We start from the raw sequence: 17,958 nt of genomic DNA, 5'->3' as shown, positions 1-17,958 counted from the left end.
TCACGAGTTTGGACGCGCGCTGTCGTCGTAGCGTTCCAGCGACAGAATCTGCGCATCGCGCTTATCGGTGCGGCTGCAGGGCAACAACTTGTTGCTGTTGGCGTAGACGAAGAAAGTTTCATCGTTCTTTTTATTCACGATTAACTGATCGCCATTACGAAAACGGGTGATGGCGACTTTATCGCCCCCTTTCAGGCTGGTGCGCTGCTGCCCGGCAGCAATCTGGAAGTGGCGCGTTGGCCACATTAACGTACTCAAACCATACTCGGCACGCGATACCGTCATAGTCGGACGGCCGGGACAGGTGATTTGGTATTCGGTTTCGCTCCAGGCGGGCGCTATCTGACATGCCAGCACGCCAACGGCCATGACTAGTGCCTTCATTGGGTTCTCCGCTGAGGTTAAATGATGATTTCGTGGCGTGATTGGCCTTGCTGCTGCATTCCATAAACTTCATCCAACAACAGCAAAGCCTGGTACATCAAGCGCAATGAGATTCTGCGGGAGCAGGCACTATTCAGCGGCCACTTGCGCCGCGACCAACATCAATGCCAGTCCGGCTTCTTCGGCTTCAAAACGCTGCATCACTTCCTGAATGGCCGCTACGCAGTTCATTACCTGCTTCTTTTTGTCGGCTTCTAATTTGTCGATCGCGTGCTGAAGAATCATTAAACTCGCTTCTTCTTCTTTCATTAATTTACCCTTGTTTTGCTTACCTGGTGCGCAACGCTGGCAAGAATACCGTTTCTCTGCTAGTAAAGTCACCCCTTTACATTCCTTCCGCTTAACGATTATACAAATGACAAATGGGAAGCAGCGTCAGACCTGCTATGATCCACTTATCAGTACGCATAGGCGTGCCATGGCAAACAGGGAATGAAGCAGGTGCTCATGTGGCGAATCACGGTTGTACTCACCCTTTTAATGTTAGCTGGCTGCAGTTCCGCACCGAAAGGTGTCGACTGTCCGGGCGAAGTGTCGACGATTTATGGACAATCGATGGGCAACACGCAGGCGCGCATCTTTGATTTGGTGAGCGCCTTCGCCGTATCGCGCGATGGCGTGAAGGTGCAAAGCGGTACGCTGCACTCCACCGATCGCTTTCAGTACGTGCCATCGGCCATCACCGCAGAGGGCTTCTACGCGCAACGCCTGTCTGATAAACAGTTCCGCCTGATCAATCCTTATCAGAACACCATGATTACCTGGACGTGCCCATAAGCCGTGCGTCGCATCGTGAGATGGTTTATTGTCTGCCCATCGCACGCGGCGGACCTGCATGATGGAAAAGAGTCTGGATAACAATGGCTATATCGATTTCCCCTTTCCGGCCAGCACCAATGCGGATGGCTCGGTGAATCCCTGTGGATTTGACCTCACGCTGGAAACCGATCGTATTGATGAGATCACCGCCGGTAAACACTCCGAAAATATGCGGCGCCTGCTGGAAGAAGTGAATCTGCAGGATGGCTTATTTATGACCCTGGCCTGCGACTGGCAGCAACGTGACGATGGCGTGTGCGGATTTATCGATGTGGCATTTCGTCCGACGGTGGCAGGCTTCAATACGGAAGAGACGCAAAGCCTCGATCAGGCGTTTGAAATCTACCTCAGCCGTCAGGAGAAGCAGCACAACATGCAGAGTGGCACGCTAATCAACTACGCGCGTGCGGTGCTTGATTGGAGCTGGTCTCCGCTGCAGCAGCGCCACATGCGCTACGAAAAAGTGACCTTGCGCTATTACTGCCAGCAGGCCGACGATGCCGAATGGTGTTTTGACCACCTGCGTCACTTTCTGGTGAGCTGGTATCCGGCTTATCGCGGTCAGCCCTAACTTCAGGCTTTCGCTTTCCCACTCCGCTGGCATGCGCAGAATTTTTGCGTACTGCAAACTGCTGTTACAACCTTTACCGCTGCGCCATTTGCTGCCTGCAGTTTCTCTGACTACGCTTTACAGGACATTCACCACGATCAGGGAGTCATTATGAGCGATAAAGCGGAAGCAAAATTGAATGAAGCGGCGGGTGCCGTCCAGGAAAAATTTGGTCAATTCACCGGTTCACGCCGTCATGAAGCCAAAGGCGCGGCGCGTCGTTATCCGGCTCAGGCCAGCTATGCGGTTCAGGATGCAGCGGATTGTGTGGTGAAATCGGTACGCGATAACCCCGCGACCGGCCTGGCAGTTGCAGCCAGCATTGGTGTGATTGTCGGTTTTCTGCTCGGACGTAAGTAATCCGTTAAAACGGGGCCTCAAGGCCCCGATTTTAATGGTGCTGACCCACTTCATATATTCCTTCTTTGATATGTTCATCCGGCGTTTCAGCCACATCTACGGTGCTGTTTTCCATCTTCAAATGACGATCGTGCTGCAGGGTTAACGTTATTGAGCTTGAAGGCTGTGCGCAAGCGACCACAGACAGCAGCAGAAAAAACCACGCAGCGACAACTTTCTTTCCCATCGTTCTTTTTCCAGCAAGCTGAGATATGTCGGCCCAGATTGCCCGAGTAAATGAAAATGAGCGTCAATGTGCCGCAAAGCTCTGTCGTCAGTTGTGTATAACTACACCTGCGCGCGCCGTGCTTTGTATCGCGCAACCATGGTCATCAGCGCCTGGTAAATTAATCCCGCATACAAGCTCATCACGATCACCATGCCGATCTCTTTGCCCTGCGCCTGCCACGAAACAAACCACATAAAGATGCCCCACAACAGCGAAAACAGCAGCCAGCCCTTAACGAACTTGATTACACCTTGCATACCACCTCCTGAATCGTAAGCGCTGAAGATAACGGTTTAGTCTTTAATGCACACTGCCATCAGCACGTAAATGTTAACTGTTTCAAAGTTCTGCGAAAGGGAATGTAAACCCACGATGGTGTAGACTAATGCGCACGCGTCGCATATCGCCATCGGCGCGATTATGTTTGAATTCCCGCCAACACTGTCCGGCATGTGGTTGAAATGAATTATTTAAGCAAGATACAAAGTTTTATTGAGGGTAACACGGTGCTGTCGGCCGCTTTCAGCCTGGTATTATTGATGTTTGCCGGCATGATCGCCCATCTGATCTGTAAATTCTTTATCGTTAAAGTGGTCAGAAAGGTGTTCTTCAGCACGCACAAAAATCAGGTGCCGCTGGATAAGGACGTCAGGCTGTCGGAGAAGCTCTCTAACTTTATCCCGGTGATCACGGTCTATTATCTGCTGCAGTTTATGCCAGATTTACCCGAGCATTTGTTGATCGCAATTAAGACCATCTGCGGCATTCTGTTCTTCGTCTATTTATCGCTGTTCTTTACAGAAGTGCTGGAGATCGTTAATAACTCCTATTCGAAAAAAGCCAAGCGCAAAAATCACTCGATCAAGGGTTATATTCAGGTCGGCAAGATTCTGGTGCACATTATTTCGGCGATTATGATTCTGGCGATTATGTCGAATAAATCGCCGGTGATTATTATCTCCAGTTTGGGTGCCGTAGCGGCGGTATTGATGTTGGTGTTCCAGCATACGCTGATGTCGCTGGTGGCCAATATTCAGGTGTCATCGAACGATGTGCTGCAACTCGGCGACTGGATTGAGATGCCGGATAACGGCATCAGCGGCGAAGTGATCGATATCGCGCTGCATACCATCACCATTCGCAACTGGGACAATACGCTGTCGCGTATCCCCACCAAAAACTTCCTCACCGAAACCTACACCAACTGGCAGGCGATGTTCTCCTCCGGCGCGCGCCGCATTATGCGCAGTTTCCATCTTGATCAGATGTCGATACGCTTTCTCGATCACGAGATGGTGCAGCAGATGAGCCAAATCCGCGGCGTCAGTGAGCAACTTTCAGCACTGATGGATGGCCGCGATAGCAATGCGGTGGGCGAACGCTGGTTTGCAGAAAACGGCATTACCAATCTGACGGTGTTTCGTAAATACCTGACGGCGTGGCTGTCGCAGCGCGACGATATCAAAAAGGATATGTATATCGTGGTACGCGCCATGAAGCCTTCGCCCGAGGGTTTGCCGGTGGAGGTTTATTGCTTCACCTCGTCAGTGCTGTGGGTGGATTACGAGGATTCGCAGTCGGCCATTTTTGAGTATATCTATGCGATCGTCGGTCACTTTTCACTGCGGATGTACCAGCAACCGGGTGGCAGCGATTTCTGGCGACTGTCGCAGGAGCGCGCTCAAATCGCCAAACCCAATGAGCAGCAAGTCGATTAATGCATTAAAAAAACGGAAGCGATTAGCTTCCGTTTTTTCTGACGATGAGTGAATAGCCTGCGCTTATGACATACCGGTGAGGACGCTGATTTTTCAACTTTATTTATCGAACCCCTCCATGTAAAATTCGCATCTATTTTGCAAATAATGATGTCGTCATGGCTAATATTTCACTATGTTGAAATTATTCTCACGTTTTTTATCAGTTGGCATCATTAACACACTGATTCATTGGATGGTGTTTGCAGCCCTGTATTCTCTTAATACCCGCCAATGGCTGGCTAATCTGTTGGCTTTCATTGTCGCGGTAACATTTTCATTTTTTGCCAATGCACGCTGGACGTTTAAAGCCGAAGCGACAACTTTTCGCTATGTCATCTTCGTGGCCTTTATGGGCATAATGGCCGCCGGCATCGGCAGTTTCGCCGATCATACGCATATTAATCCGATTATCACGCTTATTTCATTTTCTATAATAAGCCTGGTATTCGGCTTCATCTATTCAAACTTCATTGTTTTTAAGGTGAAAAAGTGAAAATTTCTCTGGTCGTTCCCGTCTTCAATGAAGAAGATGCAATCCCGATATTCTATCGTACCGTCAAAGAAAAACTCTCTTCTTACCCTCTCGAAATTGTCTTCATTAATGATGGCAGTACCGATAGAACAGAGCAGATTATTAAGTCGCTGCGGGATGATGACGAATCTGTGTTAGTCATTAATTTTATTCGTAACTTTGGTAAAGAAACCGCGCTGCTTGCCGGACTTGAACATGCTACCGGTGATGCAGTCATTCCGGTTGACGTTGATCTTCAGGATCCCATCGAAGTGATTCCCTTGCTCATAAGCAAATGGCAAGAGGGATGGCCGATTGTGCTGGCAAAACGCAATGACCGCAGTAGCGATAGTCATTTTAAGCGTAAAACGGCTGCATGGTTTTATAAACTGCATAATAAGATCAGCTCACCAAAGCTTGAAGAAAATGTTGGAGACTTTCGTTTACTTTCGCGCGCGACTGTCGAAAACATAAAGCAATTGCAGGAACGCAATCTATTTATGAAAGGCATCCTGAGTTGGGTGGAGGGTGATGCTGCCATCGTGGAATATAGCCGTTCAGCGCGCGTTGCGGGAGAGGCAAAGTTTAACGGATGGCGACTTTGGAATTTAGCGCTTGAAGGGCTGACCAGTTTCTCAACCTTTCCGCTCAGAGTGTGGACCTATATTGGTTTTTTTGTCGCATTCCTGTCGTTCGTTTATGGCGCGTGGATGATCATTGATAAAATAATATGGGGTAACCCGGTAGCAGGTTATCCATCACTACTGGTATCAATACTGTTTTTGGGTGGAATTCAATTAATTGGAATAGGTGTGCTAGGTGAATATATTGGCAGGATATATATTGAAACCAAGCATAGACCTCGATATATTAAAAAGGAAGCAGATGACAAACATAGCTTGTAATAACTTTAAAGTTTATCTTTTTTTAGCTGCGGCATTATTGGTTTGCTATAGCCCTGTCTTTCTTTCAAGCTATGCCTTTTCGGATGATTGGTACTATCTGTTCAGCGCCCAAACTGATCCTGCCAGCATTTTCAAGTGGGACGTCCTTTCTGGAAGGCCGGCCTATGGTGCTTTGCGCTATGGTTTCTCTTTCCTGATATCCAGCCTGGACTCATTGATACTGATAAGAGTGCTATCCGTTGTCTCTCTTATTTTACTAAGCTTTTACTTTTACAAATTTATCTCTGAGAGAGATATCCTTAAAAATCCACTGCAGAGAGTTATATTCTCTTTAGTGATCTGTTTACTGCCCTCTTTTCAGGTATTCAACGCCTGGTCAGTATGTTTTCCTTTTGTGACGTCTATTCTGCTTGCAGGATGGAGTTACTCAGCGTTAACCCGATTGCGCGGTATCAAGGGAGTCATCTTGTCAGCCTTGCTGATTACGCTCTCTTTCGCTATTTACCAGCCCACTGCGATGTGTTTTCTTTTTTTTGCGTTTATGGACACTTGCCTGACTTCACGTAAAGTCGATAAAAAGGAACTCATTCGTACATTCTTAATGATTTTCTTTGGCATGTTGATGGCATTAATATTAGCCAAAGTCATTCCGCTCCTGTTATTCGGCGAGACACTTTCAAGAAGTAACATTACCATTGATCTCTTGGGAAAAATAAAATGGTTCTTTGTAGAGCCATTAAAAAATGCCATCTGTAATTTTGACACTGGTAGAAAAGCACTATCAGTTATCATCTCTCTGTTATTCATCTTTATTGGGCTGAAAAAAATTAGCGGGAACGGCAAGGAGAAAGTGATTTTATCTTTCCTGTTCGCTGTTGCAGCAGTGACACCAAACTTATTGGTGACAGAGAGTTGGGCGGCTTACCGAACAATCAGTGCGCTCTCGCTGATTACCACGTCTTGCTTCCTTATCGGGCTATTCGTGGTGATCGATAAGACAAAATACTCACGATTCCTTTATCTATTGCTACCTCTCGCTGCCGGATGGCTTGCAGCCAGCAATATTAAAGAGGGTTTTTCTTCACCTCAGCAAAAAGAGTATGCCCTTTTAAAAGCCGAAATAACTAAAATGGTCGCAAAAGATTTCGATGGCGCCCTTTACTACCGCTTAAATAGTGAGAATTTGCCAAAAATTGCAAAATCATCGAAATATGATGAGTTTGGTTCTTTATCTTTAGGCATGCCGTGGACGTTTGCCGGTATGGCATTTACCGTAAAAAAAGAAGCGGGTATGCATTACACTCTAACCAAATCGCCAGTGATCAACGGCAATGAGAGCTGCTCAGGGAAATGCATAATTATTGATGCTCAGGCGGTGCTGGCAAGGCAATAAACCGAGATTATCCGCAAACTTTAGACAAAAAAAGGGAGCCATTGGCTCCCGTTATGCTTTCTGCCTGAGTGGCAAATTACATGTTGCTGATGATCGCGTCACCAAACTCTGAACATTTCAGCAGTTTAGCGCCTTCCATCAGACGTTCGAAATCGTAGGTCACGGTTTTGTTAGCGATAGCGCCTTCAACACCTTTAACGATCAGGTCAGCCGCTTCGAACCACTCCAGATGACGCAGCATCATTTCTGCCGACAGGATCACTGAACCTGGGTTCACTTTATCCTGACCTGCATACTTCGGTGCTGTACCGTGCGTCGCTTCGAACAGGGCACATTCGTCACCGATGTTGGCGCCTGGTGCAATACCGATACCGCCAACCTGTGCCGCCAGGGCATCAGAGATGTAATCACCGTTCAGGTTCATACAGGCGATCACGTCGTATTCCGCCGGACGCAGCAGGATCTGCTGCAGGAAGGCATCGGCGATCACGTCTTTAACGATGATCTCTTTACCGCTGTTCGGGTTCTTGAACTTCATCCACGGGCCGCCATCGATCAGCTCGCCGCCGAACTCTTCTTTCACTAACTGGTAACCCCAGTCTTTGAAAGAACCTTCGGTGAACTTCATGATGTTGCCTTTGTGAACCAGGGTCAGAGAATCACGGTCGTTGGTGATGGTGTATTCAACTGCTGCGCGCACCAGACGTTTAGTGCCCTCTTCCGAGCATGGTTTAACGCCGATACCACACTGCTCAGGGAAGCGAATTTTCTTCACGCCCATCTCTTCGCGCAGGAACTTGATCACTTTATCCGCTTCTGGCGTGCCCGCTTTCCACTCGATACCGGCATAGATATCTTCTGAGTTTTCACGGAAGATCACCATGTCGGTCTCTTCTGGACGCTTAACCGGGCTTGGCGTGCCTTTGTAGTAGCGAACCGGACGCAGACAAACGTACAGATCCAGCTCCTGACGCAGCGCAACGTTCAGAGAACGAATACCGCCACCAACTGGAGTAGTCAGCGGGCCTTTGATGGCAACGCGATATTCTTTAATTAAATCGAGGGTTTCCTGCGGCAGCCAGACGTCCTGGCCGTAGAGTTCTACTGATTTTTCGCCGGTATAAATTTCCATCCAGGAAATTTTTCGCTCGCCGTTGTAGGCTTTCTTCACAGCGGCATCAACCACTTTCAACATTACCGGGGAAACATCAACGCCGATACCGTCACCTTCAATGTAAGGAATAATCGGGTTATTCGGAACATTCAGTTTTCCCTGATCCAGGGTGATTTTTTGACCTTCCGCCGGAACAACTACTTTGCTTTCCATCAACCTCTCCTTCGAGCGATTTTTTGTTAATGATTTGTAAGATGCGGGTCAATACTACTTGATTATTTCCGCTACGCCAATCACCGTAGTTTCGCGCTATAATGCGCCGAATGTTTCCGACTGCAAAGCCCATGCGAAAAACTTCTCAACGAATTCACCAGGATAAGCGCGCAAGCGCCCCGGCACGTAAGCCCGTGCGCCGCGATACCCGTCCGAAAGGCCCAAGACGCGTCATACTCTTTAACAAACCATTCGATGTTTTGCCGCAATTCAGTGACGAAGCCGGACGCCGCACGCTGAAGGATTTTGTGCCGGTGAGCGACGTCTACGCCGCTGGCAGACTCGATCGCGACAGCGAAGGATTGATGATTTTGACCAACGATGGCGCGCTGCAGGCCGCGCTGACGCAGCCCGGCAAGCGCACCGGAAAGGTCTATTTTGTGCAGGTGGAAGGTGCGCCGCAGGAATCAGATTTATCCCTGTTACGCAGCGGCGTGACGCTGAACGATGGCCCCACTTTGCCGGCAGGGATTGAGTTAGTGGGCGAGCCAGAGTGGCTATGGCCGCGCCAGCCGCCGATTCGTGAACGCAAAGCGATTCCCACCAGCTGGCTGAAAATCACCTTGTTTGAGGGACGAAATCGCCAGGTGCGCCGCATGACGGCACACATCGGCTTTCCGACATTGCGCCTGATTCGCTTTGCGATGGGCGAACATCAGTTAGGCGATTTGCCCCCGGGTGAATGGCGCGATATCAGTGCAGCCATTTAATAACTTTTAGTTAACAATTTCGGAGAAAGGATGTTTAAACCTCATGTAACGGTCGCCTGTATTGTGCAGGCACAGGGACATTTGCTGGTGGTTGAAGAGCGCGTGCACGGTCGTATTACCTGGAACCAGCCCGCCGGGCATCTTGAGGCCAATGAAACCCTGCTCGAGGCCGCCCAGCGTGAACTGTTTGAAGAGACCGGCATTGAAGCCAAACCTGAATATTTTCTCGGCGTGCAGCAGTGGATTGCGCCGGACGATACACCTTTTGTGCGTTTCCTGTTTGGCCTCGATCTGGCCGAAAAAGTCGATACCTCGCCGCACGATCGCGACATCGACTGCTGCTGGTGGCTGCCGCCAGAGCAGATTCTGACGGCCAATCGCCTGCGTTCGCCGTTAGTGGCAGAGAGCGTGCGACTGTGGCAACAAGGCGAGCGTTATCCGCTGCATCTGGTCGCGCCGTTCCAGTGGCCGTTTCATGAGGGTGCGCGCCCCGCTTCTGCATGATAGAATGCGCCGCCTGTTTTTATCGTAATTTAAGAGTGCGTCATGTCTGACAACAACCAGAAAAAAGTGATCGTCGGAATGTCCGGCGGCGTCGATTCTTCCGTTTCCGCCTGGTTACTGCAGCAGCAGGGCTACCAGGTTGAAGGCCTGTTCATGAAGAACTGGGAGGAAGACGATGGCGAGGAGTATTGCACCGCCGCCGATGATCTGGCTGACGCACAAGCCGTGTGTGACAAACTCGGCATCAAACTGCACAAAATCAACTTCGCCGCTGAGTACTGGGATAACGTGTTCGAGCACTTCCTGGAAGAGTACAAAGCCGGCCGCACGCCGAATCCTGACATCCTGTGCAACAAAGAGATCAAGTTCAAAGCCTTCCTCGAATTCGCGGCGGATGATCTCGGCGCAGACTTCATCGCCACCGGCCACTACGTGCGCCGTCAGGATGTGGATGGCCAAAGCCGCTTGCTGCGCGGCCTCGACGGCAACAAAGATCAGAGCTATTTCCTCTACACGCTCAGCCACCAGCAGATCGCGCAAAGCCTGTTCCCGGTTGGCGAACTGGATAAGCCGGAAGTGCGCCGCATCGCTGAGCAGCTGGATCTGATCACCGCAAAGAAGAAAGATTCCACCGGCATCTGCTTTATCGGTGAGCGCAAGTTCCGCGACTTCCTTGGTCGTTATCTGCCTGCGCAGCCGGGCGAAATCGAAACCGTTGACGGCGAAATCGTCGGTGAACATCAGGGCTTGATGTACCACACGCTCGGCCAGCGTAAAGGTCTGGGCATCGGCGGCCGTAAAGAGAGCAACGACGATCCCTGGTATGTGGTCGACAAAGATGTGGCGCGCAATCGCCTGATCGTGGCGCAAGGCGGCGAGCATCCGCGCCTGATGTCCGTGGGGTTGATTGCCCAACAGCTGCACTGGGTTGATCGCCAGCCAATGACCGCGCCGCTGCGCTGCACGGTGAAAACCCGCTATCGCCAGACCGACATTCCGTGTGAAATTATTCCGCACGGCGATGACCGTATTGAAGTCCGTTTTGACGAGCCGGTTGCGGCCGTCACGCCAGGCCAATCCGCCGTGTTCTATCTCGGTGAAGTGTGCCTCGGCGGCGGCATTATCGAACAACGCCTGCCTCTGGCAGAAGCCTAAGGTCGGCGCTGCCCGACGCGATGACAGGAGTTAAGCGTGGCTAAGAACTATTATGAGATTACGCTGGCGCTGGCGGGCGTATGCCAGGCCGCCCATGTGGTGCAACAGCTCGCGCAGCAGGGAAATTGCAATAACGCGGCAATGAATGTGTCGCTGCGCAGCCTGATCGATCTCAATCCCGGTTCGACGCTGGCAGTGTTTGGCAACGACGAAGCCAATTTAAAGGTTGGATTAGAGACCTTGATGGCGGTGCTCAACAGCAGCAATCGTCAGGGTGCCAGCGCTGAACTGACCCGTTATACCTTAAGCATGATGGTGCTGGAGCGTAAGCTGCATGGCAACAAAACCGCGATGAACACGCTGGCACAACGCATCGGCCAGCTTGACCGCCAGCTGGCGCATTACGAGCTGGAATCGGACACCATCATCAGCGCAATGGCCGGCATTTATGTGGATGTGATTAGCCCGCTGGGCCCGCGCATTCAGGTGACAGGTTCACCGCAGGTGCTACAGAATTCACAAGTGCAGAGTAAAGTGCGCGCCGCCCTGCTGGCCGGCATTCGCTCTGCGGTGTTATGGCAGCAGGTTGGCGGTGGCCGTCTGCAGCTGATGTTCTCGCGCCAGCGCTTGCTGAGCGAAGCTAAAACCATTTTATCCCGCCTGGGCCCGGCGTATTAAGCGCCGCCCCGGCATAATTGTTAAACGATTCAGGAGTTGCACTGATGGAATTATCCTCTCTGACCGCCGTTTCACCTGTCGATGGTCGTTACGGCGATAAAGTCAGCCCACTGCGCGCCATTTTCAGCGAGTTCGGTTTGCTGAAATTCCGCGTTGAGGTTGAGGTTCGCTGGTTACAAAAATTGGCCACGACTGTCGAGATCAAGGAAGTTCCTGCATTTGATGCCGACGCAAACGCTTTCCTTGATGCCATTGTCGCCAATTTCAGCGAAGAAGACGCGGCACGCATCAAAACCATCGAGCGCACCACCAACCACGACGTCAAAGCCGTGGAGTATTTCCTGAAAGAGAAAGTGGCCGATGTACCCGCGCTGCATGCGGTGTCTGAATTCATTCACTTCGCCTGTACCTCCGAAGATATCAACAACCTGTCGCATGCGCTGATGCTGGAAACCGCTCGTCGTGATGTGATCGTGCCGTTCTGGAACCAACTGATCGATGCTGTTAAAGGTCTGGCACACGAATACCGTGACATTCCGCTGCTGTCGCGCACCCATGGCCAGCCGGCAACGCCGTCAACCATGGGTAAAGAGATGGCGAACGTGGCATACCGTCTCGAGCGCCAGTTGCGTCAGCTGAGCAAAATTGACGTGCTGGGTAAAATCAACGGTGCGGTCGGTAACTATAACGCCCACATCTCCGCTTACCCGGAAGTGGATTGGCACCAGCTGAGTGAGCAGTTTGTAACCTCCTTAGGTCTCACCTGGAACCCGTACACTACGCAGATCGAGCCGCACGATTACATCGCAGAACTGTTTGATTGCATCGCGCGCTTCAACACCATTCTGATCGACTTTGATCGTGATATCTGGGGCTACGTCGCGCTCAATCACTTCAAGCAGAAAACCATCGCCGGTGAAATCGGTTCGTCCACCATGCCGCACAAAGTGAACCCGATTGACTTCGAAAACTCCGAAGGCAACCTCGGCCTGGCTAACGCCATGATGCAGCATCTCGCCAGCAAACTGCCGGTGTCACGCTGGCAGCGCGACCTGACCGACTCCACCGTGCTGCGTAACCTTGGCGTGGGCATCGGTTATGCACTGATCGCTTATCAAGCCACACTGAAAGGCATCTCTAAACTGGAAGTGAACCGCGATCGTCTGCTGGACGAGCTGGATCACAACTGGGAAGTACTGGCTGAGCCGATCCAAACCGTGATGCGTCGTTACGGTATCGAAAAACCGTACGAGAAGCTGAAAGAGCTGACGCGCGGTAAACGCGTTGATGCTGCCGGTATGCAGACCTTTATCGATAGCCTCGAACTGCCGGAAGAGGAAAAAGTGCGTCTGAAGCTGATGACGCCAGCCAACTACCTCGGCCGTGCGATTCAGATGGTTGATGATTTGAAGTAATGCGGTGGCCAGGCGCGTTTCGCGCGCCTGGTTGTTCTCTGGTTTAGCTGGCTTTGCGTATACTCTTCTCATCATCACTACGTTCGAAGCTAAGGAAATACTATGCGTGTTCTGGTTGTGGAAGATAATGCGCTGCTACGCCATCACCTCGCCGTGCAATTGCGTGAAATGGGCCATCAGGTCGACGCCGCAGAAGATGCCAAAGAAGCGGATTATTTCCTGCAAGAACATGTCCCCGACATCGCGCTGGTCGATCTCGGTTTGCCCGATGAAGATGGCATGTCGCTGATTCGCCGCTGGCGCACCGATGCGGTACGTCAACCGATTCTGGTCTTAACCGCGCGTGAAGGCTGGCAGGCCAAAGTGGAAGCGCTGGAAGCGGGTGCCGACGACTATGTCACCAAGCCGTTCCACATTGAAGAAGTGGCTGCACGCTTGCAGGCGTTGATGCGTCGCAACAGCGGACACGCGTCGCAAATTATCTCTATGCCGCCGTTCCAGGTCGATCTCTCTCGCCGCGAACTGACGGTGCAAGATGAACCGGTAAAATTGACCGCTTTCGAATACACCATCGTCGAAACCCTGATTCGCAACGCGGGTAAAGTGGTGAGCAAAGATTCGCTGATGCTGCAGCTCTATCCGGATGCCGAACTGCGCGAAAGTCACACCATCGACGTGTTGATGGGCCGTCTGCGTAAAAAAATTCTCTCACTCTATCCAACCGAAGTGATCAACACCGTACGCGGCCAGGGCTATCGCTTTGATCTCTGATTTATGACGTGGTTCCGGCGTTTACGCCCCTTCTCTCTCCGCGCTCGTTTTCTGCTGGCGACCGCGGCGATCGTGTTGTTTTTGTCACTCTCCTACGGCATGGTCGCGGTGGTTGGCTATGTCGTCAGCTTCGATAAAAATACCTATCGCGTGATGCGCGGTGAGAGCAATCTGTTCTTCACGCTGGCGCAGTGGCACGACAATCAGCTCACTATTGGCCAGCCGGAGCGCATGACGCTCAATTTCCCCACGCTGGTCTTTATCTACGATGAACGCGGCAAACTGCTGTGGCAGCAGCGCGATGTGCCCGAAATCCGCAAAAAGATCCATCGTGAATGGCTGCTCAAGCCCGATTTCTACGAAATCGATACCAGCAATCGCACCAGCATGGCGGCGATGGGCAACAACCCGCAGGCGAAAGAGCGGCTGCACGCGCTGGATAGCGACAGCAGTGACACCTTCACCCACTCGGTCGCGGTCAATCGCTACGATGCCACCACCAACTTACCGGCGCTGACCATTGTGGTGGTCGACTCAATTCCGCAAGAGTTGCAGCATTCCGATGTGGTGTGGTCGTGGTTTAGCTATGTGCTGGCGGCCAATCTGCTGCTGGTGATCCCGCTGCTGTGGCTGGCGGCGCACTGGAGTTTGCGGCCGATTGGCGATCTCACTTCGCAGGTGCGCGAGCTGGAAACCGGTCAGCGCGAGAATCTCGATGACAATCCGCCGCAAGAGCTACGTAGTCTGGTGCGCAATCTTAACCTGCTGCTGACCAACGAACGCCAGCGCTACACGCGCTATCGCACCACCTTGTCGGATGTCACCCACAGCCTGAAAACCCCGCTGGCAGTGCTGCAAAGTACGCTGCGATCGTTACGCAATGGTAAAGAGTTAACCATTGAACAGGCCGAACCGGTGATGCTGGAGCAGATCAGCCGCATCTCGCAGCAGATTGGTTATTACCTGCATCGTGCCAGCATGCAGGCCGATCACAATCCTCTGCAGCGCGATTTGCATTCGGTTTCGGCGCTGCTCGATAGCCTGTGCTCGGCACTGAATAAAGTCTATCAACGCAAGGGCGTGGCGATCACGTTGGATATCTCGCCGGAGCTGACCTTTATCGGCGATAAAAATGACTTCATGGAAGTGCTCGGCAACGTGCTGGATAACGCCTGCAAATATTGCCTCGAATTTATTGAAGTCACCGCACGACAAACCGACAACACCTTGCATCTGTTTATTGATGATGACGGCCCCGGCATTCCGGAAAGCAAACGCGATCTGATCTTCGTGCGCGGTCAACGTGCCGACACCTTGCGTCCCGGCCAGGGATTAGGTTTAGCCGTGGTGCGCGACATCCTCGAACAGTACGCCGGCCAGGTGATCGCCACCACCAGCCCGCTCGGCGGCGCGCGCATGGAAGTGATTTTCCAGCGCCAGGAAGTCGAGCATCACCGCGAGTAGAAAGGGACGCGGGCTGTTATACTTGCCATCATTCTTTGCAGCAAACGGACTCCTCATATGGACTATCAGCTCGATATCAACTGGCCCGACTTTATTCAGCGCTACTGGCAGAAACGCCCGGTGGTGCTTAAACGTGGATTTAAAAACTTCGTCGATCCTATTTCTCCTGACGAGCTGGCCGGTCTGGCGATGGAAAATGAGGTCGATAGCCGTCTTGTCAGCCATAACGAGGGCAAATGGCAAGTCAGCCACGGCCCGTTTGAAAGCTACGATCATCTCGGTGAGAGCAACTGGTCGCTGCTGGTGCAGGCGGTCAACCATTGGCATGAACCTTCTGCCGCACTGATGCGTCCGTTCCGTTTTCTGCCCGACTGGCGTGTTGACGACCTGATGATCTCGTTTGCCGTGCCGGGAGGCGGCGTCGGTCCGCATTTCGATCAGTACGATGTGTTTATCATTCAGGGCACTGGCCGCCGTCGCTGGCGCGTGGGTGAAAAAGTGCCGTTGAAACAGCACTGCCCGCATCCGGATCTGCTGCAGGTTGAGCCTTTCGACGCCATCATCGATGAAGAGATGGAGCCCGGCGATATTCTCTATATTCCGCCAGGATTCCCGCACGAAGGCTATTCGCTGGAAAACGCCATCAACTATTCGGTCGGCTTCCGCGCACCGAACGGTCGCGAGCTGATCAGCGGTTTTGCCGATCACATGCTGGCCAACGAATTGGGCAGCTACCGCTACAGCGATCCCGATGTGCCATCGCGTGAATGCCCATCGCAAATTCTGCCGTCAGAACTGGAAGGCATCCGCAAAGTCATGATGGATGTGATTAACCAGCCGGAGCAGTTTAATCAGTGGTTTGGCGAGTTTATTTCTCAATCGCGTCATGAGCTGGACGTCGCGCCGCCGGAGCCGCCGTATCAACCGGACGAAATTTACGATGCATTGCAGCAAGGCGATGCGCTGACGCGGCTCGGCGGCCTGCGCGTATTGACCATTGGCGATGTGGTGTTTGTGAACGGTGAATCGGTCACCAGCAGCCATCCGCATGTGCTGGCGGCATTGGCGCACAATCACGTGCTGACGCTGGAAGATTTCGGCGATGCGCTGGATGACCCTTCACTGCTGGCGCAGCTGGCGGCGTTGGTGAATAGCGGTTATTGGTTCTTCGGCGAGTAAGTTTCAGTCTGTCTCGGGGTTTCTAAAACTCGGTGGGTGCTCGGACGGTGCTCGCTGTCCCCCTCCTCGGTCCTCCCCCATAAATGGGGGAGGAAGATGCTGCAATATGTGAGTAGGGAGTTGGGAGCTGCATGGGGCAGCGTCTCCTTCCCCCATTTATGGGGGAAGGCCGGGATGGGGGACAACCCGCGCTAAGCAATCACCATCAGCCCTTCTTCTGCCCCGCCAGCTCAGCCAAACGCACAATCACATCCACCGACTGCGCCATCACATTGAGTGAGGCGAACTCGTGCTTGCCGTGATAGTTGTAGCCGCCGGTGAACAGGTTCGGACATGGCAATCCTTTCCACGACAGCGCAGAGCCGTCGGTGCCGCCGCGAATCGGTTTGACGTTCGGTTCGATGCCGCAATCGCGCATCGCCTGCAGCGCCAACTCAATAATGTGCGGATGCGGTTCGACTTTCTCGCGCATGTTGCGATAGCTGTCGCTGATCTCCACTTTCACCGAACATTCGCTTTGCAGCCCTTTGCTGACGCGCTGACCAATCTCTTCCAGCAGCTGTTTACGCTGTTCATAGCTGTCGGCATCAAAATCGCGGATCAAATACATCAGCTCGGCGTGCTCAACCGTGCCTTTAATGGTATGCAGATGGAAGAAGCCTTCATAGCCGTCGGTATACTGCGGCTTCTCTTTGGCTGGCAGTTCCGCGTGGAAGCGCATCGCCAGATCCAGCGCATTGACCATCACATTTTTAGCGCTGCCCGGATGCACGTTGTTGCCGGTGATTTTAACCATCGCGGTAGCGGCATTGAAGTTCTCGAACTCGAACTCGCCGAGATCGCTGCCATCAACGGTATACGCCCAATCGGCGGCAAAGCCTTCGACGTCGAAGTGCGACGCGCCGCGACCAATCTCTTCATCCGGTGTAAAGGCCACGCGAATCGCACCGTGTGGCGTATCCCCTTTTGCCAGACGCGCCATCGCGGTCATGATCTCGGCGATACCGGCTTTATCATCCGCACCGAGCAGCGTTTTGCCATCGGTGGTGATCAGCGTATGACCGATCAGCTTATGCAGAACCGGGAACATCACCGGTGACAGAATTTCATCACCGTTACCGAGCGCGATATCGCCACCGCGATAGTTTTCAATAATCTGCGGATTGACGTTTTTGGCGGTAAAATCCGGCGAGGTGTCCATGTGCGAAATAAAGCCGATCACCGGCGTGGCCCAATCAACGTTAGCCGGTAAGGTGCCCATCACACAGCAGTGATCGCTCAGAGAGACATCAACAAAGCCCAGCGCGATAAGTTCTTCCTGTAATTGACGCGCCAGCGTCCACTGCCCTTCGCTGCTTGGCACCTGTCGTGCCTGAGGTTTTGACTGAGTTTCTACTGCAACATAACTGAGAAAACGCTCAAGTAATTGATCCATCTGTCATCCCTCTAAAGAACCTGCGTCATTATCATGGTGACCAAATGGCACCATGTTGCGTCAAATCATTATCCTTCAGGTTAGCTCTCTCAACGTGACTTGCGTTGAAAATTCGCTCACTCGCGCCTGTCCGACTTATCCGTTACGCATACTCCGGCATTTTTCAGAGTTTTCAAGGTAAATCCGTGGC

The 17,958-nt window shown here is 52.2% G+C and carries 21 protein-coding genes; 15 read left to right on the top strand and 6 right to left on the bottom strand.

The window, feature by feature from the left end:
- Positions 1-384: a hypothetical protein gene (locus tag ACYAC5_RS08120; protein ID WP_101760796.1), complete on the bottom strand. Its 384-nt coding sequence runs from the start codon at positions 382-384 to the stop codon at positions 1-3.
- A 129-nt stretch (positions 385-513) separates the two neighbouring features.
- Entirely contained in the window at positions 514-693 is a 180-nt protein-coding gene (locus ACYAC5_RS08115) for a hypothetical protein (RefSeq protein WP_008108187.1), read from the bottom strand.
- 198 nt (positions 694-891) lie between these two features.
- Between ACYAC5_RS08115 and ACYAC5_RS08110 the strand changes: the two genes are divergently transcribed.
- The 3 genes from ACYAC5_RS08110 (at position 892) to ACYAC5_RS08100 (ending at position 2,233) form a co-directional block, all read left to right on the top strand.
- The gene (locus ACYAC5_RS08110; protein ID WP_101761034.1) at positions 892-1,221 is read left to right on the top strand and encodes a hypothetical protein; all 330 of its coding nucleotides are present in this window, start codon (positions 892-894) and stop codon (positions 1,219-1,221) included.
- A gap of 61 nt (positions 1,222-1,282) precedes the next feature.
- Complete coding sequence (locus ACYAC5_RS08105) at positions 1,283-1,834, top strand: hypothetical protein (RefSeq protein WP_309836687.1); 552 nt, start codon at positions 1,283-1,285, stop codon at positions 1,832-1,834.
- Positions 1,835-1,984: 150 nt separating this feature from the next.
- A complete protein-coding gene (locus ACYAC5_RS08100) occupies positions 1,985-2,233 on the top strand; it encodes a DUF883 family protein (RefSeq protein WP_101760797.1) in 249 nt (82 codons plus the stop codon).
- A 31-nt stretch (positions 2,234-2,264) separates the two neighbouring features.
- Here the strand turns inward: ACYAC5_RS08100 and ACYAC5_RS08095 are convergent, their stop codons facing one another.
- Complete coding sequence (locus tag ACYAC5_RS08095) at positions 2,265-2,459, bottom strand: hypothetical protein (protein ID WP_101760798.1); 195 nt, start codon at positions 2,457-2,459, stop codon at positions 2,265-2,267.
- Between the two features lie 101 nt (positions 2,460-2,560).
- Positions 2,561-2,758, bottom strand: coding sequence for a DUF6404 family protein (locus tag ACYAC5_RS08090; protein WP_007891509.1), 198 nt, complete (start codon positions 2,756-2,758; stop codon positions 2,561-2,563).
- Between the two features lie 204 nt (positions 2,759-2,962).
- Between ACYAC5_RS08090 and ACYAC5_RS08085 the strand changes: the two genes are divergently transcribed.
- The 4 genes from ACYAC5_RS08085 to ACYAC5_RS08070 all read left to right on the top strand — a co-directional run bounded on the left by ACYAC5_RS08085 (position 2,963) and on the right by ACYAC5_RS08070 (position 7,070).
- Positions 2,963-4,219: a mechanosensitive ion channel family protein gene (locus ACYAC5_RS08085; protein WP_277974754.1), complete on the top strand. Its 1,257-nt coding sequence runs from the start codon at positions 2,963-2,965 to the stop codon at positions 4,217-4,219.
- A 175-nt stretch (positions 4,220-4,394) separates the two neighbouring features.
- Positions 4,395-4,754, top strand: coding sequence for a GtrA family protein (locus ACYAC5_RS08080; RefSeq protein WP_280172708.1), 360 nt, complete (start codon positions 4,395-4,397; stop codon positions 4,752-4,754).
- Positions 4,751-5,677, top strand: a complete 927-nt coding sequence (locus ACYAC5_RS08075; protein WP_192413623.1) for a glycosyltransferase family 2 protein — start codon at positions 4,751-4,753, stop codon at positions 5,675-5,677. The genes ACYAC5_RS08080 and ACYAC5_RS08075 overlap by 4 nt, the downstream gene beginning before the upstream one ends.
- Positions 5,658-7,070 carry a glucosyltransferase domain-containing protein gene (locus ACYAC5_RS08070; RefSeq protein ID WP_309835029.1) on the top strand — a complete coding sequence of 471 codons (1,413 nt, stop codon included), beginning with the start codon at positions 5,658-5,660 and terminating at the stop codon, positions 7,068-7,070. The genes ACYAC5_RS08075 and ACYAC5_RS08070 overlap by 20 nt, the downstream gene beginning before the upstream one ends.
- 76 nt (positions 7,071-7,146) lie before the next feature.
- Here the strand turns inward: ACYAC5_RS08070 and icd are convergent, their stop codons facing one another.
- Entirely contained in the window at positions 7,147-8,397 is a 1,251-nt protein-coding gene (gene icd, locus ACYAC5_RS08065; protein ID WP_222233270.1) for an NADP-dependent isocitrate dehydrogenase, read from the bottom strand.
- 131 nt (positions 8,398-8,528) lie between these two features.
- Here icd and rluE point away from each other — a divergent pair, with 131 nt between their 5' ends.
- The 8 genes from rluE (at position 8,529) to ACYAC5_RS08025 (ending at position 16,333) form a co-directional block, all read left to right on the top strand.
- Positions 8,529-9,167 (top strand): 23S rRNA pseudouridine(2457) synthase RluE, encoded by a 639-nt coding sequence (gene rluE / locus ACYAC5_RS08060; RefSeq protein WP_370581444.1) that lies wholly within the window; start codon positions 8,529-8,531, stop codon positions 9,165-9,167.
- Positions 9,168-9,197: 30 nt separating this feature from the next.
- On the top strand, positions 9,198-9,671 hold the full coding sequence (locus tag ACYAC5_RS08055) for an NUDIX domain-containing protein (protein WP_101760804.1): 474 nt from the start codon (positions 9,198-9,200) through the stop codon (positions 9,669-9,671).
- 42 nt (positions 9,672-9,713) lie between these two features.
- Positions 9,714-10,826 carry a tRNA 2-thiouridine(34) synthase MnmA gene (gene mnmA, locus ACYAC5_RS08050; RefSeq protein ID WP_309835134.1) on the top strand — a complete coding sequence of 371 codons (1,113 nt, stop codon included), beginning with the start codon at positions 9,714-9,716 and terminating at the stop codon, positions 10,824-10,826.
- A 36-nt stretch (positions 10,827-10,862) separates the two neighbouring features.
- Entirely contained in the window at positions 10,863-11,504 is a 642-nt protein-coding gene (gene hflD, locus ACYAC5_RS08045) for a high frequency lysogenization protein HflD (protein ID WP_222233269.1), read from the top strand.
- Positions 11,505-11,548: 44 nt separating this feature from the next.
- Positions 11,549-12,919: an adenylosuccinate lyase gene (gene purB / locus ACYAC5_RS08040; RefSeq protein ID WP_192413628.1), complete on the top strand. Its 1,371-nt coding sequence runs from the start codon at positions 11,549-11,551 to the stop codon at positions 12,917-12,919.
- A 102-nt stretch (positions 12,920-13,021) separates the two neighbouring features.
- Positions 13,022-13,690 (top strand): two-component system response regulator PhoP, encoded by a 669-nt coding sequence (phoP, locus tag ACYAC5_RS08035; protein ID WP_101760808.1) that lies wholly within the window; start codon positions 13,022-13,024, stop codon positions 13,688-13,690.
- Positions 13,691-13,693: 3 nt separating this feature from the next.
- Positions 13,694-15,154: a two-component system sensor histidine kinase PhoQ gene (phoQ, locus tag ACYAC5_RS08030; protein WP_101760810.1), complete on the top strand. Its 1,461-nt coding sequence runs from the start codon at positions 13,694-13,696 to the stop codon at positions 15,152-15,154.
- A 57-nt stretch (positions 15,155-15,211) separates the two neighbouring features.
- On the top strand, positions 15,212-16,333 hold the full coding sequence (locus tag ACYAC5_RS08025) for a ribosomal protein uL16 3-hydroxylase (RefSeq protein ID WP_101760811.1): 1,122 nt from the start codon (positions 15,212-15,214) through the stop codon (positions 16,331-16,333).
- A 205-nt stretch (positions 16,334-16,538) separates the two neighbouring features.
- Here the strand turns inward: ACYAC5_RS08025 and pepT are convergent, their stop codons facing one another.
- Positions 16,539-17,768 (bottom strand): peptidase T, encoded by a 1,230-nt coding sequence (gene pepT / locus ACYAC5_RS08020; protein ID WP_101760812.1) that lies wholly within the window; start codon positions 17,766-17,768, stop codon positions 16,539-16,541.
- Between the last annotated feature and the right edge of the window lie 190 nt (positions 17,769-17,958).

The organism is Pantoea sp. y20 (assembly GCF_054903455.1).
Note: the sequence above shows the minus strand (reverse complement) of the source record. Positions and strands in the feature narration are given on the sequence as shown.